This window comes from Saccharopolyspora sp. ASAGF58 (genome assembly GCF_012277335.1).
GTDB lineage: Bacteria > Actinomycetota > Actinomycetes > Mycobacteriales > Pseudonocardiaceae > Saccharopolyspora > Saccharopolyspora hattusasensis.
The window spans coordinates 3,792,980-3,815,392 of sequence record NZ_CP040605.1 but is presented as its reverse complement, the minus strand read 5'-3'; the positions used below and the strand labels follow the sequence as shown (position 1 = coordinate 3,815,392).

The 22,413-nt window shown below is 69.5% G+C and carries 21 protein-coding genes; 5 read left to right on the top strand and 16 right to left on the bottom strand.

Features of this window, described 5'->3' with window-relative positions; genetic code table 11:
• Positions 1–24: 24 nt before the first annotated feature.
• Positions 25–585 carry a TetR/AcrR family transcriptional regulator gene (locus tag FDZ84_RS18245; RefSeq protein WP_168586900.1) on the bottom strand — a complete coding sequence of 187 codons (561 nt, stop codon included), beginning with the start codon at positions 583–585 and terminating at the stop codon, positions 25–27.
• Positions 586–670: 85 nt separating this feature from the next.
• Here FDZ84_RS18245 and FDZ84_RS18240 point away from each other — a divergent pair, with 85 nt between their 5' ends.
• A complete protein-coding gene (locus tag FDZ84_RS18240; RefSeq protein ID WP_168586899.1) occupies positions 671–1,492 on the top strand; it encodes an SDR family NAD(P)-dependent oxidoreductase in 822 nt (273 codons plus the stop codon).
• Positions 1,493–1,646: 154 nt separating this feature from the next.
• Here FDZ84_RS18240 and FDZ84_RS18235 read toward each other — a convergent pair whose 3' ends face one another.
• The gene (locus FDZ84_RS18235; RefSeq protein ID WP_246869084.1) at positions 1,647–1,889 is read right to left on the bottom strand and encodes a hypothetical protein; all 243 of its coding nucleotides are present in this window, start codon (positions 1,887–1,889) and stop codon (positions 1,647–1,649) included.
• A 295-nt stretch (positions 1,890–2,184) separates the two neighbouring features.
• Between FDZ84_RS18235 and FDZ84_RS18230 the strand changes: the two genes are divergently transcribed.
• The gene (locus FDZ84_RS18230; RefSeq protein WP_168586898.1) at positions 2,185–2,820 is read left to right on the top strand and encodes a hypothetical protein; all 636 of its coding nucleotides are present in this window, start codon (positions 2,185–2,187) and stop codon (positions 2,818–2,820) included.
• A gap of 2 nt (positions 2,821–2,822) precedes the next feature.
• Positions 2,823–3,485 carry an RES family NAD+ phosphorylase gene (locus FDZ84_RS18225; protein WP_168586897.1) on the top strand — a complete coding sequence of 221 codons (663 nt, stop codon included), beginning with the start codon at positions 2,823–2,825 and terminating at the stop codon, positions 3,483–3,485.
• Positions 3,486–3,804: 319 nt separating this feature from the next.
• On the opposite strand, the gene FDZ84_RS18220 is transcribed toward FDZ84_RS18225, so the two are convergent.
• From FDZ84_RS18220 to FDZ84_RS38955, 14 genes are all read right to left on the bottom strand, one after another.
• Complete coding sequence (locus tag FDZ84_RS18220) at positions 3,805–4,413, bottom strand: hypothetical protein (RefSeq protein WP_168586896.1); 609 nt, start codon at positions 4,411–4,413, stop codon at positions 3,805–3,807.
• Positions 4,414–4,699: 286 nt separating this feature from the next.
• Positions 4,700–4,984 (bottom strand): hypothetical protein, encoded by a 285-nt coding sequence (locus FDZ84_RS18215; protein WP_168586895.1) that lies wholly within the window; start codon positions 4,982–4,984, stop codon positions 4,700–4,702.
• 529 nt (positions 4,985–5,513) lie between these two features.
• The gene (locus FDZ84_RS18210; protein ID WP_168586894.1) at positions 5,514–6,131 is read right to left on the bottom strand and encodes a VWA domain-containing protein; all 618 of its coding nucleotides are present in this window, start codon (positions 6,129–6,131) and stop codon (positions 5,514–5,516) included.
• 10 nt (positions 6,132–6,141) lie between these two features.
• Complete coding sequence (locus tag FDZ84_RS18205) at positions 6,142–7,650, bottom strand: Hsp70 family protein (protein WP_168586893.1); 1,509 nt, start codon at positions 7,648–7,650, stop codon at positions 6,142–6,144.
• Positions 7,643–7,783: a hypothetical protein gene (locus tag FDZ84_RS18200; RefSeq protein ID WP_168586892.1), complete on the bottom strand. Its 141-nt coding sequence runs from the start codon at positions 7,781–7,783 to the stop codon at positions 7,643–7,645. The genes FDZ84_RS18205 and FDZ84_RS18200 overlap by 8 nt, the downstream gene beginning before the upstream one ends.
• Positions 7,780–9,363 (bottom strand): hypothetical protein, encoded by a 1,584-nt coding sequence (locus FDZ84_RS18195; protein WP_168586891.1) that lies wholly within the window; start codon positions 9,361–9,363, stop codon positions 7,780–7,782. Before FDZ84_RS18195 ends, FDZ84_RS18200 begins: the two co-directional genes overlap by 4 nt.
• On the bottom strand, positions 9,363–11,765 hold the full coding sequence (locus FDZ84_RS18190) for a GTPase-associated protein 1-related protein (protein ID WP_168586890.1): 2,403 nt from the start codon (positions 11,763–11,765) through the stop codon (positions 9,363–9,365). The genes FDZ84_RS18195 and FDZ84_RS18190 overlap by 1 nt, the downstream gene beginning before the upstream one ends.
• The gene (locus tag FDZ84_RS18185; RefSeq protein WP_168586889.1) at positions 11,762–12,952 is read right to left on the bottom strand and encodes a zinc ribbon domain-containing protein; all 1,191 of its coding nucleotides are present in this window, start codon (positions 12,950–12,952) and stop codon (positions 11,762–11,764) included. The genes FDZ84_RS18190 and FDZ84_RS18185 overlap by 4 nt, the downstream gene beginning before the upstream one ends.
• 238 nt (positions 12,953–13,190) lie before the next feature.
• Positions 13,191–15,551, bottom strand: a complete 2,361-nt coding sequence (locus FDZ84_RS18180; protein WP_168586888.1) for a hypothetical protein — start codon at positions 15,549–15,551, stop codon at positions 13,191–13,193.
• A gap of 120 nt (positions 15,552–15,671) precedes the next feature.
• Complete coding sequence (locus FDZ84_RS18175; RefSeq protein WP_168586887.1) at positions 15,672–17,327, bottom strand: Hsp70 family protein; 1,656 nt, start codon at positions 17,325–17,327, stop codon at positions 15,672–15,674.
• Positions 17,320–18,222: a nucleotide exchange factor GrpE gene (grpE, locus tag FDZ84_RS18170; protein ID WP_210435605.1), complete on the bottom strand. Its 903-nt coding sequence runs from the start codon at positions 18,220–18,222 to the stop codon at positions 17,320–17,322. The genes FDZ84_RS18175 and grpE overlap by 8 nt, the downstream gene beginning before the upstream one ends.
• 411 nt (positions 18,223–18,633) lie before the next feature.
• The gene (locus FDZ84_RS18165; protein WP_168585803.1) at positions 18,634–19,902 is read right to left on the bottom strand and encodes an IS4 family transposase; all 1,269 of its coding nucleotides are present in this window, start codon (positions 19,900–19,902) and stop codon (positions 18,634–18,636) included.
• Positions 19,903–20,046: 144 nt separating this feature from the next.
• Positions 20,047–20,232: a snapalysin family zinc-dependent metalloprotease gene (locus FDZ84_RS38960; protein ID WP_256413756.1), complete on the bottom strand. Its 186-nt coding sequence runs from the start codon at positions 20,230–20,232 to the stop codon at positions 20,047–20,049.
• Between the two features lie 9 nt (positions 20,233–20,241).
• On the bottom strand, positions 20,242–20,598 hold the full coding sequence (locus tag FDZ84_RS38955; protein WP_246869082.1) for a hypothetical protein: 357 nt from the start codon (positions 20,596–20,598) through the stop codon (positions 20,242–20,244).
• A gap of 399 nt (positions 20,599–20,997) precedes the next feature.
• Between FDZ84_RS38955 and FDZ84_RS18155 the strand changes: the two genes are divergently transcribed.
• Positions 20,998–21,732, top strand: coding sequence for a PIG-L deacetylase family protein (locus FDZ84_RS18155; RefSeq protein WP_168586886.1), 735 nt, complete (start codon positions 20,998–21,000; stop codon positions 21,730–21,732).
• Positions 21,729–22,352, top strand: a complete 624-nt coding sequence (locus FDZ84_RS18150) for a maleylpyruvate isomerase N-terminal domain-containing protein (protein WP_168586885.1) — start codon at positions 21,729–21,731, stop codon at positions 22,350–22,352. Before FDZ84_RS18155 ends, FDZ84_RS18150 begins: the two co-directional genes overlap by 4 nt.
• Positions 22,353–22,413: the final 61 nt, after the last annotated feature.

Here is a 22,413-nt window from a genome sequence, read left to right as displayed (position 1 = left end):
GTCGCTGGCCTGGTTTCGAGACCCCTACTCTGCGGCGAGGCTGCGTAGCGCGAGATCTACCTGGTGTCCGATCACGCTGGGTTCGGGGTCGGGGATCAGCTGCGCGATGCGGATGAGACCGAGGAGCTGGTAGGCGATGTCGTGAGCGGTCACATCGGTGCCGAGGGTGTGATCGGTCCGGGCGCGATCGACAGCCTGCTGGCCAATCTTGGTGAGGTGCGAGAGGCATCGTTCGAGATCCTCGTTCGACGGTGATCCGACGGCGAGCAGATCGACCATCGCCTTGTTGCCGGCGAGTTGAGCCATCGTCGAGGCGAAGAACTCGCGGAGTCCGGCAATCGCGGGTACTCCTTTGGGAAGGGCTGCCTTGGCGAGGTCGGCGAGGTCGGTCCCTGTCACGGCCTGCACGAGGTGCTCGCGTGTGGGGAAGTGCCGGTAGAGGGTGCCGATGCCGACACCGGCCGCTGCGGCGATGGCGCGCATGTCCACGGCCATGCCGTTGTCCCGGAAGGCCTTTCCCGCGGCCACCAAGATCCGCTCCCTGTTGGCGACGGCGTCTCGTCGCTGCTTCCGATCCTCGGCCATCCCCTCACTATAGCGATTCGGAACATCTGTTCCGTCGATGCTAGTTTGATCCGGAACACCGGTTCCGAAACAAGGAGGAAAGGGCATGCGGACGATCGTGATCACCGGAGGCACCGACGGCATGGGAGCAGCGCTGGCGCGTCACTTCCTGAGAACGGGTGACCGCGTCGTGGTGATCGGGCGAAGCCGTGCCAAGTTCGACGCGCTGCTCACGACCGTGACGGGCAACGACAAGTCAGCGGCGTCACGAGCGGATTTCGTCGCGGCTGATCTGTCATTGGTCGCTGACAGCCGCCGCGTGGTCGAACACTTGCAGGCGAACCACGCGCGAATCGACGCACTGGTTCTTGCGGCCTCGTTCATCCGGCAACGTCGACACGCCACGGTCGAGGGGCATGAGGCGTCCTGGGTGCTGTTCTTCATCTCCAAGTACCTGTTCGTCACGGGACTCGCCGCGCTCCTCCATGCGGCCGAGCGGCCGGTCATCGTGAACATGGCCGTTCCGGGTGCGCGAGATGATGCGATCGACTTCGACGATCTCGAGATGCGCGAGGGGTTCACCTTCGCGAGGTCCAACGCGCAGCAGCGTCGAGCCAACGAGTTGCTCGGCATCCTTGCCACCAATGAGAATCCGGACCTCGCTTACGTGACCTGGGGCCCGGCTCGGCTCGTCCGTTCCAGCTTCGCCGGCGAAGCTGGGAAGGTCATGAAAGCCGCTGCCGCAGTTCTCGGGACGCTGCTGGGCCAACGCCCGGATGCTGCGGTCAGCCCGATCATCGGCATCATCGGCACCCCGGCCTCAGGAAGGGCCGCCTACCGCGGCGCTAAGAAGCTCACGCTCACCGTCGGCAACCACGACGACGAGGACGCCGCGCGCCTGGCAACGGCGGTCGGGGACTCGTTCTGACGCCACGCCGCACCGCTGCGCTACACCGAGCCGCAACCGGGCAAGTCAAGCGCTACCAGCGAATCCTCGCCGAAGAAACCCGCTACGCCCGCGAGTACCGATCCGGGGAACAACGTTCAGGAGCACCAACCTCCAACCTCCGACACCTAGCGGCTCAGTCCAGCAGCGCGGCCGGCTCCGCCACCACGGCGGTGACGCGGCTTTCCGCCTTCGGCAGCGAATAACCCTCCGGGTGGTGCGTGAGCACCACAACCAGGTAGCGGTCCCCGCTGCCGACGAGGCCGCTGGTGTGCGCGTCGACGCCGCCGCGCCCGGCGGCCCAGGCTTGTCTGACCGCCCACTGCTCACCGGGCAGCCGAGAACGGGATCCTGACCGTTCAGTTGCCGGTGCCGCCAAGCACTTTGTCCGGGCTCGCTGTCACGCAGCTGGCCTGCACGGGCGTCGGGGTCGGCGCGATGGCCGGGCGAACGCCCGGAAGCTCATGGCGCGGCTCAACGGCGCGGGAGAGGCCGGGAAACCCTGTTCTGCCCGGCCAACGGCTAGGGTGCGGCACCGGAGTTCCGCAATCCCGGCTTTCTCGCCCCGGTTCGATGGATCTTGGTGTTGACTGGGCAGGTGTCGGGTTCGTGGATCTCGTCGGGTCGCGCGGACGAACGGGAACCGTGGGCACCACCGGAAAGGAGGTCGGCGGTTGAGTCAACAGCGGATGCTGGACGCGCTGGCGACCGAGTGGGACGACGTGGCCGACCGGCTCGATCCCGAGACGTTCACCCGGCTGGTCGCGCTGGTCGCCGAGTTGCAGGACGCGGCGGATTCGGAGACCTCGGCGCTGATCGCCGAGGACATCGCCTCGCTGCTGGGTGATGCGCTGCCGATGACCCACCCGGTCCGGCAGGCGCTGGCCGAGCCCCAGTCGCGGTTCCGGCGGCCGACGGTGGACTGGCAGCGGCTGAGCGCGGACCTGCGCGTCCAGCTGACGAGCTCCGCGCCGCACCCCGACCTGGACCGGCTGCGCGCGGCGGATTCGTTGGACGAGCAGCAGGTCGAGGCCGCCGGGGCGGATCCGGCCGACCCCGACCTGATCCGGCTGCCTTCGGAAGACGGCCCGAGCCGGTGGCCCGCGTTCCAGTTCGACGCCGCCGGTGCCCCCCGCGAGCTGGTGCGGACCGTGAACCGCTACCTGCACGCCGCGGAGGACCCGTGGGGCGCGGCGGACTGGTGGCTCGGGCCGAACGACTGGCTCGGCGGGGTGCCCGCCGAGCTGATCGGGCAGGTCGCCGACCGGGCGCTGATCGACGCCGCCCGCGAAGACTCGGCGGAGGTGTGAGCATGCCGGAGGCCACACCACCACCGGAGTTCGAAGCCGCCCCGAACAAGTACGTGCTGCCCGCCGACACCACGCTGTTCCGGCTGCATTTCCGCACGCGGCACGCGGCCGAGTTCAAGCCCGCGCAAGCGGGCAACGGGTCGTCGGGCGGCCGGTTCGACGGAACCGCGGCCGACCCGTTTCCCACCTACTACGCGGGCTTGCACGTGACGACGGCGTTGGCGGAGGTGCTGTTGCGCAACCTCGGGTTCGGCGGCAACGGGCAGCGGCTGGTCCGCCGGGCTCAGATCGCCGAGCGGCGGCTCAGCGCGGTGCGCACCGCCCGGGAGCTGAACCTGGTCAGCCTGCTGACGGCACCGGATCTTGCCGCGGTTGCACAGGATTCATGGCTGGTCGACGCCGAGGGCGAGGACGCCTACGCGCGAACCCAGGCGTGGGCGGCCTGGATCCGATCGCAGGCGGAATGGGCGGACGGCTTGATCTGGCCGTCCAAAAGGGACACCGGGAACCCGGCGCTGGTGCTGTTCGGCGACCGCTGCGGCGCGGACGGCCTGGACGGCGACGAACCGGAGCTGCAGATCGACCTGGACACCCCGATCGGCGAGGCCTGGCTGGGCAAGATGCTCGCCCCCTACCGCGCAGCGGTAGCCCCCCGACCGAACTGACGTTCCCGCTGGTCCGGGGCCGTGAGCGTTTTCGGGTCGCGACAGAGGCTGTTTGGGAACTCGTTCTGGGTGGGGGCTCCGCCGGCCGCCCCGGCGGGAGCGACCTGGTTCCGCCTCGCCAACCGCGGTGAAGCGAACGGCCTGTTCACCTCGGTAGGCGGCACGAACGTTCGCTTCAACCAGAACCATCCAAACTTGTCCTGCCTGGCGGAACGTCAGGAGGATTCCGTCATGCCAGTGGGGATTTGCCCTTCTTGACGGCGCCCCTGTTCGGTTGCAACGCAGGACGAGGCTGGAAACAGTATCCAGAACGGGAAATTTACCGTTGGGACCAGGTGCCGCCGTGCTGGAGGAACGCCCATTCGCGTTCCCACGCCCGCATGGACATGCGGCGGGCGAAATTCTGGGTTCCGGCGATCAGGGCGATGCAGGCCAGCTCGATCACCAGCAGCACGAGTATCGCGGCGAAGATCGCCGAGATCGTGATCGAGCCAGCGCTCGCCGGCGGCGGCACGCGGTTGCCCGCCTGGTCGATCCACACCGTCAACGTGTCGCCCGGCGAGCTGTCGGCCGGTACTTGGAGGGTCGTGGAGTGCGGCTGCAGCCCGGTGCGCCATTCGACGACCGCCGTGGAGCTGAGGGCATCCTGGCTGTAGGCCTCGGAGACCGGCACGCTGAGCGTGGGACGGGTGGTCAGCGTTGCGGTCACCGGCTGGGTGGTGGCCGCCGACTCCGCCGCCCGCTGCGTCAGGTCGGCGTGCAGTGACGCACCGAACAGACCCGATGCGGGGATCGCGATCAGCGCGATCATGAGTAGCAGTACCGTGATGCCGGCCGCCAGTCGATCGATGGGCCTGCGCAGCGGATTCCGGTTCACCCCCAGCGCGTTCACCAACCATGCTGCGTGCGCTTTCAGCGCCGCGACCATCGCCAACCTCCAAGACCCTCGGTGCACCATGAGCCGCGTAACGACCGTCGTGTGGTTTTGCGTCGATGGTTGTGCGCGGCAACCGCCAATACGAGTATCCCCCCGATCCAATCTGCCGTTATCACAACGTGACCAGTCATACACCATTGGTGTAATGGGTCACGTTGTTCGCAGCTCCGCACTCCCAAATAACGGGAAACCAAATATTCGGCCGAATGCACCTGTTCCGGCATTCGAAACGGTAGTGGCGGGCCTCCGCGACCGCTGGCCGCAGCGATCCGTCAGATCAACCTTCAGTCCTTAGTGGACGGAAGAAGGGCCGCAACTCGCCGGCCACCTGCGCCGGCTCCTCGCGCGCCATGAAGTGCCCGCCGCGTCGCGGCGTGCTCCAGTGGCGCGGGTCTCGGTAAACGCGCTCGGCGAGGCTCTTCGGGAAGTCCACGAACGCGGGTTCGTGGCTCGACGTGACCGCCCCGGGCACCGCGATCGCCAGTACCGGGTCGTTGCGGTGGTAGTCGTACTGCCGGAACGACGAGCCGATGGTGCCGGTGGCCCAGTACGGGACCGTCACCGTGCGCGGCGGTATCGGTCAGCGGCCCAGCGACGAGCAGCATCGCCACGAAGCTGCTCGGCCAGCCGTGCGTCAGGACCAGCGGCATCGGCTCGGGCGCGCCTTGCGCGCTTGCCCCGCAGATGCACGAAATGCACCTGCCACCCGACCTGCCACCCGACCTGCCACCCGACCTGCCACCCGGCGACCTGCACCCGGCGACCTCGGCGACGCGCTCAACGCCTACCCGCACTACGGGTTCGCGCCAAGCGTGCGCGCGGGTCGTCGAGGACTTCGCCGGAAACGGAAATGCGAAAAGGCTGAATCATTCTTCCTTCGTCCAGGCACGTTCGTGGAACGGCCCTCCTGGACGACGGTCAGACAGCCACCGCAGCAAGGTACGCCCAGCGGGAACCGGTCGTGGTCATCGGGCTCACTTCCTCGCGTCGCGGTCGGCAGCACCCTACTGCAGTGATCGCCGTGCACGAATATCGCTCGTGAGTGCTGGTTCCGGTAAGAACCGGAACCAGCACTCACGAGCGCAGCCCGGTCAGCCGCCGCGCACCGACAGGCCGGTAGCCATCGAGGCGATGCCGGACGCGACACCGGCCGCATCGTCGATCTGCTGGTCGTCGTCCCGCACGCCGGGGCAGGCGAGATCGGCGAGCGCCGAGGCCGCCTTTCGCCCGAGGCCGCGAACGATGATGCGGATACCCATCGAGCAGGCCTTCTGCGCCAGCGCACTGGCCTTCTCGTGGTCCGCCAGCGCCCCGTCGCTGAAGATGCACAGCACGCGGTCGCCCGGGTATTCCGGCAGCACGTCGATGCCGAGCTGCAGCGCGTGTGACAGCACGGTGCCGCCGGCCGCTTTTGCCTTTCGGAGCACGGAGATCACGTCGTGCAGCTGGGCCTCCGGCGGCACGTACTCCTGCACCCCATCGGACCAGAGCACCAGCCCGCTCTCGTAATGCGCGCCTCCGGCCTCGGCGAGGAACTGCTCACCGCCGGCGATGGCCTGGGACAGCAGGCCGCCGCTCATCGAGCCGCTCACGTCGATGCACAGCAGCACGTGCCCGCCGTACCGTTCCTGCAGCCTCGGCAGGTGTGGGCCCGGTGGGGACTGCGTCAGGCCGATCCCGCCGAAGTTCCGGCGAATCCACGAACTCATCGCTTCCCCTTCAGCACCGCACCGACAGACCGGCGATGGTCTTGGCGAGCTGGTCGGTCTCCGCGCCGTCGACGACACCGTCCACATAGGCCTCCAGGTCCAGCGCGGCGCCGCCGAGCGGTTCCCGCGCGGTCACCGCGAGCAGGCCGTCCGCGCTGACCCGCAGCGTCACCTCGATCACCGAACCCGCGGGGAGCGGCGGCAATCCGGCGAACTCGCCGTCCAGCACCCGCCGGTTGTGCTCGACCTCCGGCGACGGCACGTCGCCGGACTGCTCGAACACCTGGATCCGTACTGATCGCTGCCGGTCCACGATGGTGGCGAACCGGGCCGTCGCGACGGCGGGCAGCGGTTCGTTGCGGTGCACGAGGTGTTCGGTGAAGCTCCGCAGCTTCTCGTCGTGGCTGTCCTCGATCAGCACGCCAAAGCTGCGCGGTACCACTGCGGCCGTGGTCCGGGCACCGGCCTGCGACGAGGCGAGCCGACGCGCGCGAACGGCTGCGCCGGAGACGACCGCCAGGTCCGGGTCGACGATCTTCGGGGCGCGGCCGAGATGTGCTTGCAGCGCCGTCCGAATCGCCGGCATCTTGGTGGCTCCGCCGACCAGCAGCACCTCGTCGATCCGGGACACTCCCTTCTCCGCGGCAGCGGCCAGCGCCCGGTCCACGATCCGCAGGGTGCGGTCCACCAGGTCGGCTCCGAGGTCTTCCAGCGTCTTCCGGTCGATGTCGAAGCTCGCCGCATCAGCTCCGCAGCGCAGCCCCACCCTGCGCCCGGTGACCGTGCTCAGCTGACGTTTGACCTGCTCGGTGACGTCCCGGAGCTGCTGCTGGAAGTCCTCGTCATCCGGGTCCGCGTCCGGAAACTCGCGGGCGAACGCGTCCGCCAGGTGCTCGGCGATGCGCTCGTTCCAGTCGGTGCCGCCCAGCCTGCTGTCGCCGTCGGTGGCCACCACGTGCACCTCGCCGACGGCCACTCGCAGCACGGTCGTGTCGAAGGTGCCGCCGCCGAGGTCGTAGACGAGCGCGGCGCCCGACTCAGCCTGGGTGGCGTAGTGCAGCGCCGCCGCGGCGGGCTCGCTCAGCACCTCCAGCACGTCGATCCCGGCCAGCCGGGCCGCTTGCAGCGTGGCCTCGCGTTCCCGGATCCCGAAATACGCCGGGACGGTGATCACCGCCCGGACCGTCTCATGTGGACCGAAGCGGGCGATGGCGTCGTCGACGAGGCTGCGCAGGATCAGCGCCGACACCGATTCCGGCGTGTGCCTCGCGCCGTGGAACATCAGCTCGAATACGGTGCCCATCCGGCGTTTGATCAGCTCGACGGTGTTCTCCGGGTCCAGGCTGTCCCGCGCCGCCGCGCCGACCACGGCCGTGCCGGCGGACGCGAAGTGCACCACCGAGGGCGTGGTGAGCTCGCCCAACCGATTGCGGACCACCTCGACATCACCGTCCACGATGCACGCCACCGCGGAGTAGGTGGTGCCGAGGTCGATGCCGAGCACCAGCTCGTCAGCCATTGTTCAGCACCGAGGTCACGACGTCGGCGCAGCTGGTCGCCGAAAACAGGATGCTGGCCAGCATCGCGATCGCCAAGACCACGACCAGCAACCAGCGGGACACCCGGTAGTTCGCCGGGGGACGAATGCTCATACCGCCTCCGTGGTCGGTTTCTCGTCGCGACCGAGGGCGAAACCGCCGCGCCCCAGCAGCCAGCGGAACGGCGCGGCCGGGGTGAGCCGGTGGCCGGGCTTGGTCCCGGTGACCGACGAGACCACGAAGTAGCGGACCTCGGCGAAGTCCCGCTCCGCGGCCAGCACGAGGTTGTCCAGGCCCGCGGTGTTCAGCCAACCTCGCACCGCACCGGCGCACAGGTCGGCGGCCCACGGCAGGTCGGTCAGCAGGTCCGCCTTGACCACGGCGATCGCCAGGGCACGCCGTTCGGTCTCGACCCCGTAGTCGCGCAGCCGCCGGGCCGTCACGTGGTAGACCTGCTCGGGGTCGCCGTTGGCCGGGTGCGCCTCGACGAGGCGGGATTCCAGCGCGCCGCCGAGCTGGTCGCGCACCCAGCCGATGGCGAACGGGTCGACCACGAAAACCAGTCCCCCGGCGTGGTCCAGGAATTCCAGCTCGCTGTTGTCGTCCCGGTCGAGGTAGAACTCGCCGGCCGCGTCGAAGAGGTGCACCAGCGCCTGGCCCCGGGACTTCCCCGAACCGCCGCGGGTGAACCGGACCGTGATCGCCGGGGGCAGCTGCCCGGCCGGGGTCTTCGCGGTGTCGCCGCCGCTGGCGATCAGCTGCTCGCCGTGCTGGAAGGCCTGCCTGCTGGTGTCGTCGACGAAGTCCAGCACCACGCCTTCGGCGGCGGCCACGTCCCGGAGCGTGACCAGACCCGCGTGCACGAGCCGGGTCTTGCCCGCCGACACCGGGCCGAAGACCGGCACCCGGATGTCGGTGACCGCGCCCGAGCCGCCGCGCAGCGGCCGGTCGCACCGCTGGCAAAGCGCCTCCAGCTGCCGGGACGCCCGCAGCACTGTCGTCGGGAGCTTCGCGCCGCACCCGCAGGTGCGCGACGCCGCGCCCAGCACGCCGGGCCGGATGTCGTGGTGCACCACCTGGCACGCGCTGCACCGGTAGGCGGGGACTGCCATCACGTGGTAGCACACCGGGCAACTCCCGCTGGCCTTCCGCATCCGCCGCACGACGTGGTCGTAGCCGCGCAGGGCGCCGACCACCGCGGCCCACCCGAGCCAACCGAGGCCCAGCGCGATCGCGCAGATGACCACCACCTCGACCGCGCCCAGCACCGCACCCAGCGTGACACCGGACCAGACCAGGATGGTCAGGCCGATGCTCACCCACTTGAGCTTGCTGCCGTTGCCGTAGTTGAAGCCCCACCGCCAGCCGCGCACGATGAAGCCGGAACCGTTGTGCCAGGCGGCGATCAGGTCGCGGCGCCACTGGGCGGCGAGGTAGCTCGGCCAGGCCCAGTCGCGCGGAAACGGCCCCTTCGGCTCGTGCAGCCCGGCGGTGCCGTTGACCACGTCGTTGGGCGTGACCAGCACCGGAACCCGGGAACCGCGCCCCAGCAGCACCTGGCAGGTCGCGACGAACGCCCAGGAGCTGCCGATCAGCATGAACACCGGGAACAGCCAGGCGACGATGGTGATCACAACCGAGGCGATCCAGAGCCCCAAGCACAGCAGCAGGATGCCGCCGATGATGTACGGCATCACTTCTCCCGTCTGTGGAACAGCCGCCGAGCGAGCTCACGGGTGCGGGTCGGTTTGGGCTTCTGCTGCGAGTACTCCTGCAACCACTCGTGCCAGGCGGCGGCGTCCTCGGCCGCCACGCCGCGCAGTAGCTTGCTGATCCGCCGGTAGTCGGACTGCTTGTGTTTGCCGGCCCAGCGTTCCAGGGCCTTGTCGAAAGCTTTCCGCACCTCTTCGGAGGTGGTGTCGTGCCAGGCGGTCAGGAACGCCAGCACGACCGCCTGGTCCCGCCGCGACGGCTCGGCCTGCTCGTCGTTCCACACCGCGGGCAGCGCGTGGACCAGTATCGTCTGCAGCTGTTCGCCGCCCTGCTCGGTGGCGTCCAGCGTGGCTTGCGGCGAGGCGCCGATCAGCGCCGCGATGATCTGTTCCGCGCGGGCGGTGAAGACCTCTTCGGAGACGTCTTTCAGTGCCGCGGCATCGGTTGCGGCACCCTTGCGGGTGACGGTGCTCAGCCAGGACCGCAGCCGGCTGTCCTCCTCCCACAGCTTGCGCAGGTTCTCCCGGTCGCCGATGTGGTGCCCCAGCATCCGCAGGACGTCCAGGTAGCGACCGGACACTTTGGACTTATCGAGTGCCGCGAATGCCTTCTGCGCCAAGGAATCCGAAACAGCCGTAGAAGGAAGAACGGTGAGAAAGTCCTTCACCTCGGCCATGGTGGGCGCCGAGTTCCGGAACAACGCCTCCCACACCGCTTCGCCGGTACCCGGCCGGTCCGGTGCGCGCAGCTGCTCGCGGAAGCGCTCGATAGTCTCCTGGCGGGCCGGACCGCCCGCGGCCACCGCCGCTGCGCCGATCGCCGCATCCAGCGGAATGAAGGGGTCGCTGAGGGTCGGGGCGAGCAGCCGCCACCAGCGGTCATTGATCGCCTCGACGACCGCGGCCGAGTCCGGGCCGGTCAGGCGGCGGGTCAGCGCGTCGCGTAGCAAGTCGGTCATCTCCGGGCCGCACGTCCAGCGCGCCGGGTCGAAACCGGCGTGCGGGTGCTCGGCCCACCACTCGACGAACCGCCCGGCGGCCTCGCCGAACCTCCCGACCCGGGGCCGCACGTCGAACCTGGTCGCGGTCCGCAGCAGCAGGTCCATCCGTTCCGGGGCGACAGCGCCGACGGCTGCCTCGACCAGGGCGCAGGTCTCCTCCGCCTCGTCCGGGCTCCACGGCCACGGCGCGAGTGGCGGCCGGGCGTCGGCCGGGGTGCCGCGCACGATCTCGTCTATCTCCGCGCGCAGCAACGCGGTCCGCACCCGACCGGCCTGGGCCGTGTTGGTCTCCGCCATTTTCGCCAGTACCGGCAGACCGGGTGAGGCGGCCAGCACGGCATCCAGCACCGGCTCTACGACGTCCGTCGCGGACACCGACGGCAGGGCGACCAGCCACTCGGCCAGCGCCAGCGCGGAATCCTGCCCGGAAACGGTCTCGTCGAGCATCAGCACCCCGGCGGCCAGCCGATCCGCCACGATCGGCGGCTTCCCGCCCCGGCCTCGTGCGAACTGGTGCGACAGCTCGATGGCGTCGACCACGTCGTAGGGGTCGGCGCCGAGGAAGCGCGGCACCCAATGCCGGGCGGCGGCGGTCGGCTCGGCCTTCCGGTGCTCGCCGCTGACCAGGTTGAACACCGCGTAGTCGGAGTTGCGGTCCGGGTCGGCCAGCGATCCGGCCCAGTCCGGGTGCACCGCCAGCACCTCGTGGCCGCTGTACTGCGGATTGGTCGCGAATACCCGGAAGCCCACCCGCAGCGCCCGTTCCTGCGGCAGCAGGAGCGTTCCGGCCGCGATCCAGCGCACCGCGGTCTCCGCGTCCTCGCTGACGAATACCAGCCGGGGCGCGCCCTCGTCGTGCACCCGGTCCATCGCGGAATGCACGGCGAGCAACCAGGATTCGCCGTCCTGCCGGCCCAGCACCCAGTCCCGCAGCGCCTCTACGCCGAGCGGGCCGGCCTCGGGTTCGGCGGGCACCGCCTCGCACTCGGTTGTCTCCGCAGGTTCCTCGACCCACCACCGCGCGCCCCACAGCTGCGCGGGCCGGATCGGCCCGTACAACTGCGGGTCGGCGGTGGCCAGCGCATGGGTGAACTGGTTGCCCTCCCGCACGCCGCCGGTCTCCGCGCCCAGGTAGATCCCGCGGGCGGTCGCGTAAACGGCGCCGTGCACGTGGACCAGCGAAGGCGGGTATTCGGAGACCTCGCGTTTCTCGCGCATCCAGCCGACCGGGGCCTCGTAGAGCGCCGAGCGCTGCACCGCGGTCATCATCTCGTCGGTGGTGCCCGGGGTGACGGCCTGGAACTGGAATCCCGCGCCGCCGCGCAGTCCCTGGCCCGGTCGGCAGTCGGTGTAGTACAGCGACTGGAACTCGCGCCCGCTCATCGTCGGCTCCGTTCGATGATCCCGAAGTGGCTGAGCAGCCACAGCAGTGGTTCGTCCACGCGGAACGGCCGCACCCCGGCCGGGTCGATCTGCTTGCGGTCATAGTCCGGCTCCGCACCCAGCGAGGAAACCGCGAAATAGCGGAATGCCTGGTAATGCGCCCGCAGATGCCCGTCGAGGTCGTCGGCGCCGAGCTCGGCCAGCAGCGCCCGCAGGTGCTCGTCGGCGTCCTGACCGCCCGCCTCGTCGTATTCGGGCCCGGTGGCTGGCGGGCGCAGCAGCGGGTGGTTGTCGCCGAGCATCCCGAAGAACGCGTCGATCTTGGAGAACACCACGGCGATCGGGGTGGCGATCTTCTTGCGGTCGCTGAGCCCGACGCTGGAGCGCAGCATCTCGGTGACCCGGTTGAGCACGTTGATCGGCGGCTCGGCGTCGCGGCGGCCGACGTCCGGCACCGCGATGCGGTCCTGCGCACCGGGCAGCTGGAACGGGTCGAGGAGCACGATCAGCCCGTCCGCCGCGGTCAGGTAGGCCTGGCTGTTGACGAACTCCTGGGTCGTCATGTCCTCGCCGGCGGCGTCGTAGAACGACAGCGTCGTGGTGTTGTGCACCTGGCGGCCGAACTGCACGCGCGGCTGCCGCCACTGCATGACCAGCGGGATGCGGATGCCGTCGGCGGAGCTGGCGGTGGACTCGAACAGCGCCCGGTCGCCGAACAGCGCCTGTTCGTAGCGTTCCAGCCACTGGGCGGTGCCGACCCCGGCCTGCTCCCCGGCGAAGGAGATGTCGGCGTCGAAGCGGCGCCGGATGTTGTGCCGCAGTTCGTGCACCAGCACCGTGGTGTAGACGGTCTTGCCGGCGTTCTTGCCGCCCACCACCCCGATCAGCGGGCTGCGGCTGTCGGCGAAGTTGGCGGGCAGCGGCGTGTGGCACACCGGGCAGGCTCGGATGCCGCTGACCGTGCCGCAGTCCGGGCACGGCGCCCGGCGCGGCGTGCGCCCGAGCAGGGCCTTCGCCGCGGCGAAGGCCGGCCAGGAAGCGGGGGCGTAGCCGGTGAGCCGCTGCCGTTCGGGGTCGACGACCTTCCGGCACTTCTCCTTGCCGGGTGCGGGCCGACCGGTGCACTGGAACCACAGGTTGCTCGCGGGAAACCGGTGGTAGCAGTAGGGACATGCGAGTTTGGCCATCAGGAGCCTTCCCCGGACTCGTTCCACGCGGCAAACCGACCGACCACCCCGTTCCACCGCAATTTCAATGGAAATCGGAGGTCCGATTTCCATTGAAATCGCGGACCTCCGGAGTGTCGGTCCGTCGACACGCCGGAGGTTGTGGAGAACTTCCGCAATTTCCATTGAAATTGCGGACCTCTCCACGTCGAGACGGCGACGGGCTTCGGGGTCGGTTGTGCCGCATCGAGGATGTGCATCAGGACACCTTCAGCTGGGAGATCGGCGGATCGATCAGCTCGATACCGGCGGCGTGCACGAAGCACCGCAGCCAGAACGGTTTCCGGCGCGGCAGTTCGACGGTCAGCTCCAGCGGTTCGCGGAGATCGTGGACACCGCGGTGCAGGACGTGGCCGTCGTCGGGTTTGAGCGGCATGACGCGGCCGGGCGCGACGACCACCAGCACCGTGCAGTCCGGCACCGGCTGGTCGGCGGTCAGCACGATTCGCGCGGTGCTCGTGCCGAACAACCGGTTCTGCCGTTCCACCCGGTAGCTGACCTGCGGCGGCGCCCCGGGCACCTCCAGCGCGGCGGGCAGCGACCGGCTTTCGCCGTTGTCGGCGGTCGCGATCGCCGACACCTGCGCGCGCACGGTGCCGGGCCCGGCGCCGATGCGGCAACCGCCGTCGGCCTGGTACTGCTGCCGGGTCAACCGCAGCTGCCCGCCTCCGGTGCCGGCCAACGCGTTCGTCCAGGTCACTTCGGCCATCCGAACGTCTTCCGGCCACACCCACGACAGCACCAGCTCGCCGCCGAAGCGCCGCGCGTCCAACGAGGTGACCGGCGGCAGCGTCGCCGCGACCCGCGCGGTGTGCCGCACCGGCACGGCCTCGGCCGAGACCTCGGTGCCGTCCGGTCGGCGGTACCGAGCGGTCAGCAGGTAGGTGCAGTCACCATCGGTGTCCACTGTGGAATCGCGAAAGGCCGTGCCACCGCTGGTCGGCACCGGAACGTCCGCGGATTCCCCGTCGCGACGCCGGCGCACGTCCACGCCGACGGCGTCCCGGTGAACGACCCAACTCCCCTCGACCGCCCCGCCGCGAACGGCCAACCGCACCTTGTGCACGGGCGGCAGCACGTCGATGGTCGCCCCGACCGGCCGGGACCAGACGCCACCGTCCCCGGCGGCGAAAACCGCGTACCCGACGCGCCCGCCGGCCGCCACGGCCGCGTCCACCACCGCCGTCGCCCCGCCTTCGGCGACTACGTCGCCGTCGTCGGCGTCGCCGGGCATCCGCCCGGCTCGGCGCACCACCCGGTACCGGGTGCCGTCGTCGTGGTCGGGCTTTGCCCGCCACGACACCCGCACCCCGACGCCTTCCGGCTGCGCAGTCACGGCGTCGACCGGGCTCAGCGGGATCCGCCGCAGCTCCGCCGCTATCGCGTCGTCGTCGGCGGCGAGTCGCGCGGCTTCGCCGAGCTGCCGCCTGGCTTCGCCTTCGGCTCCGCCGCGCAGCGCACGGTGCGCGGCTTCGCGCAGCTGCCGTACTTGCTCCGCGTGCCGGTCGACGGCCGCTTTCGCGGCGGTCGCCTCGTCGGTGTCGGTGATCGCTGCCAGGGTCTGCTGGGCGGCGATGAGCTGGCCGTCGGCCAGCAGATCGGTGACCTTCTGCAGGCCGGTGACCGGTGGCGCGGTGGTGCCGGTTTCGCTGAGGACGCTCACCACGACCTGCCGGACCTCGCCCGCGTCCAGCCCGCTTCGGCCGAGCACCTTCAGCAACGCGCTGGCGGGTGCGCCGTTCTCGCGGAGCCGGCGCACGTCGTCGAGGAGGTGGTAGAGCGCCAGCAGCCGGAGGTCCGCGCCGTCCTTGCCGACCACCGTGTTGAGGATGCCGAGCGCCTCGCGGGCGGCCTGGTTTCCGGAGCGCCGGTTCTCCCGGTCGATGGCCTGCTGGATGGCTTTCGCGGTGAGTCCGGTCGGGAAGGACGGAGTGCTGTCGAAGTCCACCAGGAGCCGGTAGTTCTTGAGCTTGCCGTGCAGGAGTTCGGGAATTCCGGTGACTTCAGCGTCGCCCAGCAGGGCTTTCAGCCGCCGGAACAGGGTCTCGGACAGGCCGCTGATCTTCGGCAGTTCCCGCGGTGTCGCGGTCTGCACGCCGGCCTTGTCCAGGGCCTGGTCGACCTCGGCGGGCGCCAGCTGGCCGAACGTCTCGCGCATCGCCGCCAGCTGCCCGGGCGTGATCAGGCCGAGTTCGCCGAAGCTCGCCTTCAGCATCCCGACGAGTTCGTCGATCTGTTCCTTGCTGGCGCCGGCCCTGTCGATGTTCCGGTTGCGCCACCAGGACATGCCGGACATCGCATCGCCGTGCGCGCGCCGCAGCTCCTCGTCCTCACGCAGGAACGCCTTGTAGACGCTGGTGGTGAAGCTGGACTTCGCGGTGGACTGGGCGCTCTTGTTCCAGTGCGAACGGACCTGGGTGAGCCGCTGCGCCAGCTCAGCGTCGGAGCAGCCCGGCTCGACCGCGTACCTGGTCAGCAGGTCGTCGGGTAATCGGCCGCTGCGTCCCCGCAGCGGCCGCACCACTTCGCGCTCATAGGCCTTGGGATCGAAGGGTTGCATCGGATCCTGCCTTTGACCTTTGTTCGATCTTCATCTCGGACACGGCGCAGCCGCCGCCGCAGGTTCTCGACTGTGTCCTGCGGGGACACCCCGCACCCCGGACAACCTCGCGGCGGATTCTCAGCCGGAGACCGTGATCCCGGCGACCACCTTCTTGGCCTCGGCGACCTCCTCGTCGCTGCGCACGCTCACCCGGACCTTGATGTCCAGCGACTTGCCGGTGGACGGTTCGGCGGCGGTCAGCTCCAGCAGGCCCTCGTCGTCGACCGTCATGCGGATGTTCACCGGCGATCCGGCGGGCAGCTGCGGCAACCCGTCGATGAGCCCCTTGCCCTCGTTGATCGGCTTGTTCTCGTCCAGGTCCGGCCCGGCGACCACCCCGGATTGCTCGAACAGCTCGATCATCACGCTGGTCTGGCCGTCTTCGACGGTGACCGCCTCCAGCACGCGCTCGTCGGTGGGCAGCGAGTCGTTGGCGTGCACGAGGTGCTTGACGAAGTGCTTCGTCGGCTTCTGCTGCCAGTCCCGGTCGCTGGTGTCGACCAGCTTCACGCCGAAGGCCTTGGGCAGCACGTTGCGGGTCTGTTTGGCGGCGAGGTTCTCCAGCGCCTTGACCGAGATCCCGGTCTGCTGCGCCACGTTCTGCACCGCTTCCGCGACACCGGTGGTGCCCTGCTCGGCGGCCTCGGTCATCTCGCGGTGCACCACGCGGCCCAGCGCGTACAGCGCGGCGCCCTTGGCCACCGCCAGGTCCGGGTCGTGCAGCTTCGGGTCCCAGCCGAAGTCCGCGCGCAGCCGCTCGGCGACCGCGGGCATCTTGGTGGACCCGCCGACCAGCAGCACGTCGTCGATCTGCGCGCCGGGCTGCTTGTTCTGCAGGGTCGCCAGCGTGCGCTTGACGATGTCGACGGTCTTGTCCAGCAGGTCCTGGGTTTCGGTCTCGAACTGGGCGCGGGTCACCTCGACGCGGGCGCTGACCCCGGCGCCGCGCAGCGCCACCGCGCGGGATTCCGCCTTGGACAGCTGCTTCTTGGTCTCCTCGGCGGTGGTGGCCAGCGACTGCATGAACTCTTCGTCGTCGTCGGCCTCGGTGCCTTCCGGCGCCTGCTCCAGGAACTTCGCCAGCAGGTGGTTGCGCAGCCGCGTGTCCCAGTCCGCGCCGCCGAGGTTGTCGTCGCCGTCGGTACAGATCACCACGATCTCGTCGGAGGACACCCGGATCACCGTGGTGTCGAAGGTGCCGCCGCCGAGGTCGTAGACCAGGATCGTCTTGTCCTCGGCGTCGGTGGTCGCCTCGTAGTGCAGCGCCGCCGCCACCGGCTCCGGCACGATGCCGATCACGTCCAGCCCGGCGATCTGACCGGCGTTCTTGGTCGCGCTGCGCTCCAGCATGCCGAAGTAGGCGGGCACGGTGATCACGGCGCGAGTCGCCTCGCCACCTGTGTGCGCGGCGGCGTCCTGGGCGAGCTGCTTGAGGATCAGCGCCGAGATCGACTCCGGGGTGTAGGTGGTGCCGTCGAACTGGAACTCGGCGTCGCTGCCCATCTGCCGCTTGATCAGCGACACCACCCGGTCCGGGTCGATGATCGCGGAGTTCTTCGCCACCGACCCGACGACCACGTTGGACTCGTTCTCGAAGAACACCACCGAGGGCGTGGTCTCGTTGCTGTCAGTGTTGCGGCAAACCGCAGGTCGGCCGGTCTCGTCGACGTACGAGATGGCCGAATAGGTGGTGCCCAGGTCGATGCCGAACACCCTCAGGTCGCCGTCAGACATCTGCGCTCATCCCCTCTGCTCGCGGGTCGTTCTCGGTGGCCACGGTTTCGGCGCTCCAGCGGTACACGTGCACCCGCGCGGGGACGGTCACGCGATCGGTAGTGGTGTCCAGGTATCCGTCGGAGACGACGACGGCGATCCGCTCGTGCTGGGCGGGGTCGTCGGCCGGGAGGACCTTGATGGCGCGGTGCTCGCGCGGCGCGAACTCGGCGCCGATCTCCGGTCGGATCGGGGCGCTGCCGCAGCGCTCCAACGCCTGCTCCGCGCTCAGCGCGAAGGATTCGAGCAGGTCAACAACCTGCTGGCGGCCGATTTCGGCGGGCAGCAGGCGGGCTTGGTGCAGCAGGTCCTTGCGGAGGTTCTGCAGATCCTTGGTGATCGGGCGCAGCACAAGGTTCTGCTCCCCGGCGCGCAGCCGCTCCACCTCGGCGTGCAGCTTGTCGATGACGCCTTCGCGGGCGGCGGCGCGCTCGTGGTGTTCGCGGACCTGTTCGGTGAGCGCCGCGACCGCCTCGGCCAGCTGCGCGACCGGGTCCGGCGGTGCGTCGGGTAACGGCTCGCCGGATTCCTCAGGCTGCTCGCCGGATTCCTGGGGCTGCTCGCCGGATTCCTCAGGCTGCTCGCCGGATTCCTGTTCGACCGCCGAATCAGCGTGGTCGTCCCCGAGCTCAGCTGGGTTTTCCGGCGGCCCGACCAGTTTTCTCGCCGCCTCGGCCGACCCTTTCGCAGGCTCAACCGGGTCATTCTCCGATCGGGCCGATCCAGCCGGTTTCCCTGTCGATTCGCCCGCCGATTCGCCCGCCGGTTCGCCCGCCGGCACCGCCGGTTCCCGCGCGGCGCCAACCGGCTCGCCGGTTTCCGGCTGCCGCTCGTCGTGCCCTGGCTCGTCGCGCATGACCTCGCCCGCCTCGCTGCTCTCCGCTGTCGCGGAGTGACCCGTTGATGATCACCAAGCCTAGTACCGCCAAACCCCGTTCAAGCGGGGTTCACGGAGTTTGACGGCGGCGCAGCGAAAGCGGTTCCCGGCACCGTTTACTCCGAACCGGTGAGGCAGGGCCCGTGAGTGCTTTTGGGGGTTATCGCACAATGCCGCTTAGCCTATTTTGATCATGCTGCTGTGTGGGTGAGTTGGATGCTGGGCGGGCTGTCGTGGCGGGTTCCGGTGTCGGTGGGTTTTTTGACTCGGTAGGCGTTGTGGCGGCCGCGTTTGATCACGCGGGGGTAGCTGCGGTGGCGGCGGCGGGGATTGAGGTTGCGGGCGGCGGTGATGTCGGAGGTGATAGCGGCCAGAGATCGTTTCTGGTGTTCAGGGGGAAAAAGCCGCCGGATCGGCGATCCGGCGGCGGACGATGCGGACGGTGCGGGTGAATTTGACCCGGTCGGGGTCGATGTCGGCTTCGGTGGCCGCCCGGCAGATCAGCGCGCTGATCGCGTAGTGGGTGAGCAGGTAGCCGTAGAGCTCCTGGCGGACCATGTCGGGGCTTTTCGACCGCAGCACTCTTCCCGGTCCGCGCAGGACGGTTTTGATCTGTCCGTTGGCGGTTTCGTGTTCCCAGCGGTGGTGGTAGCTCTCGGCCAACGCCGCCGCCGGCGCTGCGGTGGGGTCGGTGATAGTGGTGATCAGCCGGATCAGTTCGCCCTTGCCGTTGCCGTCGCGGTCGGGCACCGTGTATTCCACGACCCGCACAATCCTGGCCTGATCAGGAGGGAGATCCTCGCCGCGGGCGGCGGCGTCGATGAGCGCTTGCCGTGCCCTGCCCCGGATTTTCGCCTCGATCAGCACCGAGCGGTAGGAGCCGTCATACAGCGATCCCAGCACCGGCAGCCTCGTGTTGGACTTGACGCGCCACAATAGCTCCGCACCCGTGTCAGCCGCGGTGCACCAGTCCTGCCAGGTGTAGAAGTTGCGGTCGGCGATCAGCAACCAGCCAGGCTGCAGGCGCCGGTACAACCGTCTCGCCAGGGTCTGTTCCCCGCTGCCCTTGCCGGTGACCCCACCGATTTCAGCGTCCACCATCGCATGCGAGCCGCACTCGCTGACCGACACCACACGGACCTTCGGAAACGCCGACCGGCTCTCCCCCGAGCCGCCGTATCCGAACTCCGCGCCGTTGGCCTTGGTGTCCGGTGCATCCCACTCGAACCCGTCGATGGCCATCAACCGCCACGGCCCGAGAAACGCACCCCGGGTCAGCTCCCCGGCCACCGGGACCGCGACCCGGGCGAACAACTCCGCAAGCGGCTCGGCCCCCAACCGCTGACGAGCCTGGGTGATCCCACCCGAAGTAGGCAGACTCCACTGCTGATCCCAGCAGCCCCACGCCGCCAGCGTATCGGTCAGCCGGGCCGCGACTTCCTCATAATCCTCCGTGGCGAACAACGCCATCGCCATCACGAAATACACCATGACGTGCGGCGGAAGCTTCCCATCCGAGCGCTTGGCCTGCCGCCCCGCCGCGACGATCACTTCATCGACCACATCCCGAGGAACCGACGAGGCCAGCACCCCCAGCGAAACCAGATCCGTCAACCGGGCCCCAGCCACCACGCCATCATCCACCACACCCGAGATCATCCCCGCCACCAACAACAAGATCAACTCAAGCTAAGCGGCATTGGGTTATCGCACCCAAAAGCACTCACGGGCCCTGAACAGCGGAAACAGCAAGTTCTACCGGGTGGCGGCGCATCGGGGCGAAGACCGCCGCCGCCCGCGTGCTCACCGCGCGGCGAGCACGTCCTCGCGGAACACCTGCGGGGCGATCCGCACGCCGCCGGCGAAGTTGCGCTCCACCTCGGCGATCTCGTCCGGGTTCGGCTTCGCGTTGTCGCAGTCCGGCCCGGCGCTCACGCCCGACATCAGGTCCTCGCACTCCCCGGTGCGGTTGTCCGGCAGGCCGAGGATGTGGCCGAGCTAGTGCGCCGCGATGCGGATGGCGCCGTGGCCCTCGTTCACCGCCTGGCGACCCATCCAGACCCGGCCCTGCCCGAGCCCGATCACCTCGGCGCGCGGCCAGCCGTCGTCGGCGAGCACCACGGCGTCGGCCGCGCCGCCGGTGGCGGGCTCCAGCCGGAGATTCCGCACGTTTTCTTTCCAGACGTTCGCACCGGCATCCACCGCGTCGCGGAATTCGGCCGCCTGGCGGGCGTCGTAGGTGACGACCGGGACGTTCTCCGGGGCCGCCGCCGCGGCTGCGGCCGGGATGCCCAACGCGACGAGAAATGCGATGAGCAGACCGACAACGGGTCTTGACGTCCGAGGCAGTTTCATCTGCTGAGCTGACCTCCTCGCGAACCGGATCACCTTCCCCCCGAACGTATTGGCCCCGACCAACCCGACGCAGTTGCCTAGCGTAGATGTGCCACAACGCGAATTTCCCGGAATAGAAGAAAGTTGTTGAGGGAGGAGCTGGTTCGCGAGGCCGTGCGGGTAGCAGAACCCCGGACGACGTCCGAGAACCCGCGGCGCGAGCTGCGCAGGTGAGCAAGCGCCTCCGGCGCTTGCTCACCTGCGTATGCGTTCGGATATAGCGGTTGCGGTTGGCCGCGGGACGGAAAAGGGACTCCACCAAAGCGATGATTCCTGCGGAGGACGGGAAATTGCGTGGCAAGTTGTTCCGCGCAACCCCAGAATGAACTATTAGCAACGGGACTTTGGGAGGATGACTCGATGGCCGACGACCTCAAGCCCATGCCGCAGGACTGGCACCGCGCGCTGGCCATCGTCGCCCACCCCGACGACCTCGAGTACGGCTGCTCAGGCGCGGTGGCGGCCTGGACCGCGAGCGGCCGGGAGGTCGCCTACCTGCTGGTGACTCGCGGCGAGGCGGGCATCGACGGGGTCACACCGGAGGACGCCGCGCCGCTGCGCGAAGCCGAGCAAATCGCCAGCGCGGCCGAGGTCGGCGTGCGGTCGGTGGAGTTCCTCGATCACCGCGACGGCGTGATCGAGCACGGCCTGCCGCTGCGGCAGGACCTGGCTCGCGCCATCCGCAAGCACCGGCCGGAACTGGTGATCACGCTCAACCACCACGACGACTGGGGGCCGGGCAACTGGAACAGCGCCGACCACCGCGCGGTCGGCCGGGCGGTGCTGGACGCGGTGGCCGATGCGGGGAACCGCTGGATCTTCCCGGAACTGGTCGAGCAGGGCTACGAGCCGTGGCGAGGCGTGCGCTGGATCGGTATCGCCGCCTCGCCGCACCCGACGCACGCCGAGGACATCACCGGCACCCTGGACCGGGCGGTGGCCTCGCTGGCGGCGCACCGGACCTACCTGGAGGCGTTGAGCGACGAACCCGCCGAGGAGCACGCCCGTGGTTTCCTCGAAGCAGCCGTCCACGAGCACGCCGACCGCTTCGGCGGCCGGGCGTGCGTGACCTTCGAACTGATCGGAGAAGCATGATCATCGACGCCCTGGATCAAGCGTGGCGGGCGTGGGCCGAGCTGGGCAGCAGCCTCGACGAGACCCGGTGGCAGCGGCCGACCCGGCTGCCTGGCTGGACGATCAAGGACGTCTACGCCCACCACAGCGGATTCCCGGCCGCGACCGGCGCGGCCTTGGACGCGCCGGAAGCCGAGGGACAGGTGACTCATAACAACGCCGCCGAACTGCTCGCGTTCATGCAGCAGTCCGGCGGCGTCGCCGAGCAGACGGCCGACCTCCTCCGCGACCAGGCGACCGAGCAGGCCGCAGCGACCTCGACCGGCGAGCTGGTCGCCCAGTTCACCGAGGTGGCCCCGAAGGTCGTCGCCGCGTTGCGGGGCGCCGATCTGAACCGCCGCGTCGACTACGGCGGCGTTGCCGTGGTGCCGGCGGGCGAGGCGCTGCGGATCTTCGTGATGGAGGCGGTGGTGCACTACTTCGACATGGCCACCGCGCTGGACCTCCCGGTGCCCGGGCCGATGGTGGGCGAACCGCTGCGCGAGACGGTGCACCTGCTCACCGACACCGCGGATCCGGTCGCCTTCGTCGACGCGGCCACCGGGCGCGGCGCACCAGGCATCTTCCCGATCATGCGCTGAACGTTTCCGCTGGTCAGGTCCCGTGAGTGGTTTCGGGTGCCATGGCGCCGCAAAACGCTCA

Coding starts and splice junctions, on each gene's coding strand:
- FDZ84_RS18245 (WP_168586900.1), bottom strand. CDS start 585: ATGGCCGAGGATCGGAAGCAGCGACGAGACGCCGTCGCCAACAGGGAG.
- FDZ84_RS18240 (WP_168586899.1), top strand. CDS start 671: ATGCGGACGATCGTGATCACCGGAGGCACCGACGGCATGGGAGCAGCG.
- FDZ84_RS18225 (WP_168586897.1), top strand. CDS start 2,823: ATGCCGGAGGCCACACCACCACCGGAGTTCGAAGCCGCCCCGAACAAG.
- FDZ84_RS18220 (WP_168586896.1), bottom strand. CDS start 4,413: ATGGTCGCGGCGCTGAAAGCGCACGCAGCATGGTTGGTGAACGCGCTG.
- FDZ84_RS18210 (WP_168586894.1), bottom strand. CDS start 6,131: ATGAGTTCGTGGATTCGCCGGAACTTCGGCGGGATCGGCCTGACGCAG.
- FDZ84_RS18205 (WP_168586893.1), bottom strand. CDS start 7,650: ATGGCTGACGAGCTGGTGCTCGGCATCGACCTCGGCACCACCTACTCC.
- FDZ84_RS18200 (WP_168586892.1), bottom strand. CDS start 7,783: ATGAGCATTCGTCCCCCGGCGAACTACCGGGTGTCCCGCTGGTTGCTG.
- FDZ84_RS18195 (WP_168586891.1), bottom strand. CDS start 9,363: ATGCCGTACATCATCGGCGGCATCCTGCTGCTGTGCTTGGGGCTCTGG.
- FDZ84_RS18190 (WP_168586890.1), bottom strand. CDS start 11,765: ATGAGCGGGCGCGAGTTCCAGTCGCTGTACTACACCGACTGCCGACCG.
- FDZ84_RS18185 (WP_168586889.1), bottom strand. CDS start 12,952: ATGGCCAAACTCGCATGTCCCTACTGCTACCACCGGTTTCCCGCGAGC.
- FDZ84_RS18180 (WP_168586888.1), bottom strand. CDS start 15,551: ATGCAACCCTTCGATCCCAAGGCCTATGAGCGCGAAGTGGTGCGGCCG.
- FDZ84_RS18175 (WP_168586887.1), bottom strand. CDS start 17,327: ATGTCTGACGGCGACCTGAGGGTGTTCGGCATCGACCTGGGCACCACC.
- grpE (WP_210435605.1), bottom strand. CDS start 18,222: ATGCGCGACGAGCCAGGGCACGACGAGCGGCAGCCGGAAACCGGCGAG.
- FDZ84_RS18165 (WP_168585803.1), bottom strand. CDS start 19,902: ATGATCTCGGGTGTGGTGGATGATGGCGTGGTGGCTGGGGCCCGGTTG.
- FDZ84_RS38955 (WP_246869082.1), bottom strand. CDS start 20,598: ATGAAACTGCCTCGGACGTCAAGACCCGTTGTCGGTCTGCTCATCGCA.
- FDZ84_RS18155 (WP_168586886.1), top strand. CDS start 20,998: ATGGCCGACGACCTCAAGCCCATGCCGCAGGACTGGCACCGCGCGCTG.
- FDZ84_RS18150 (WP_168586885.1), top strand. CDS start 21,729: ATGATCATCGACGCCCTGGATCAAGCGTGGCGGGCGTGGGCCGAGCTG.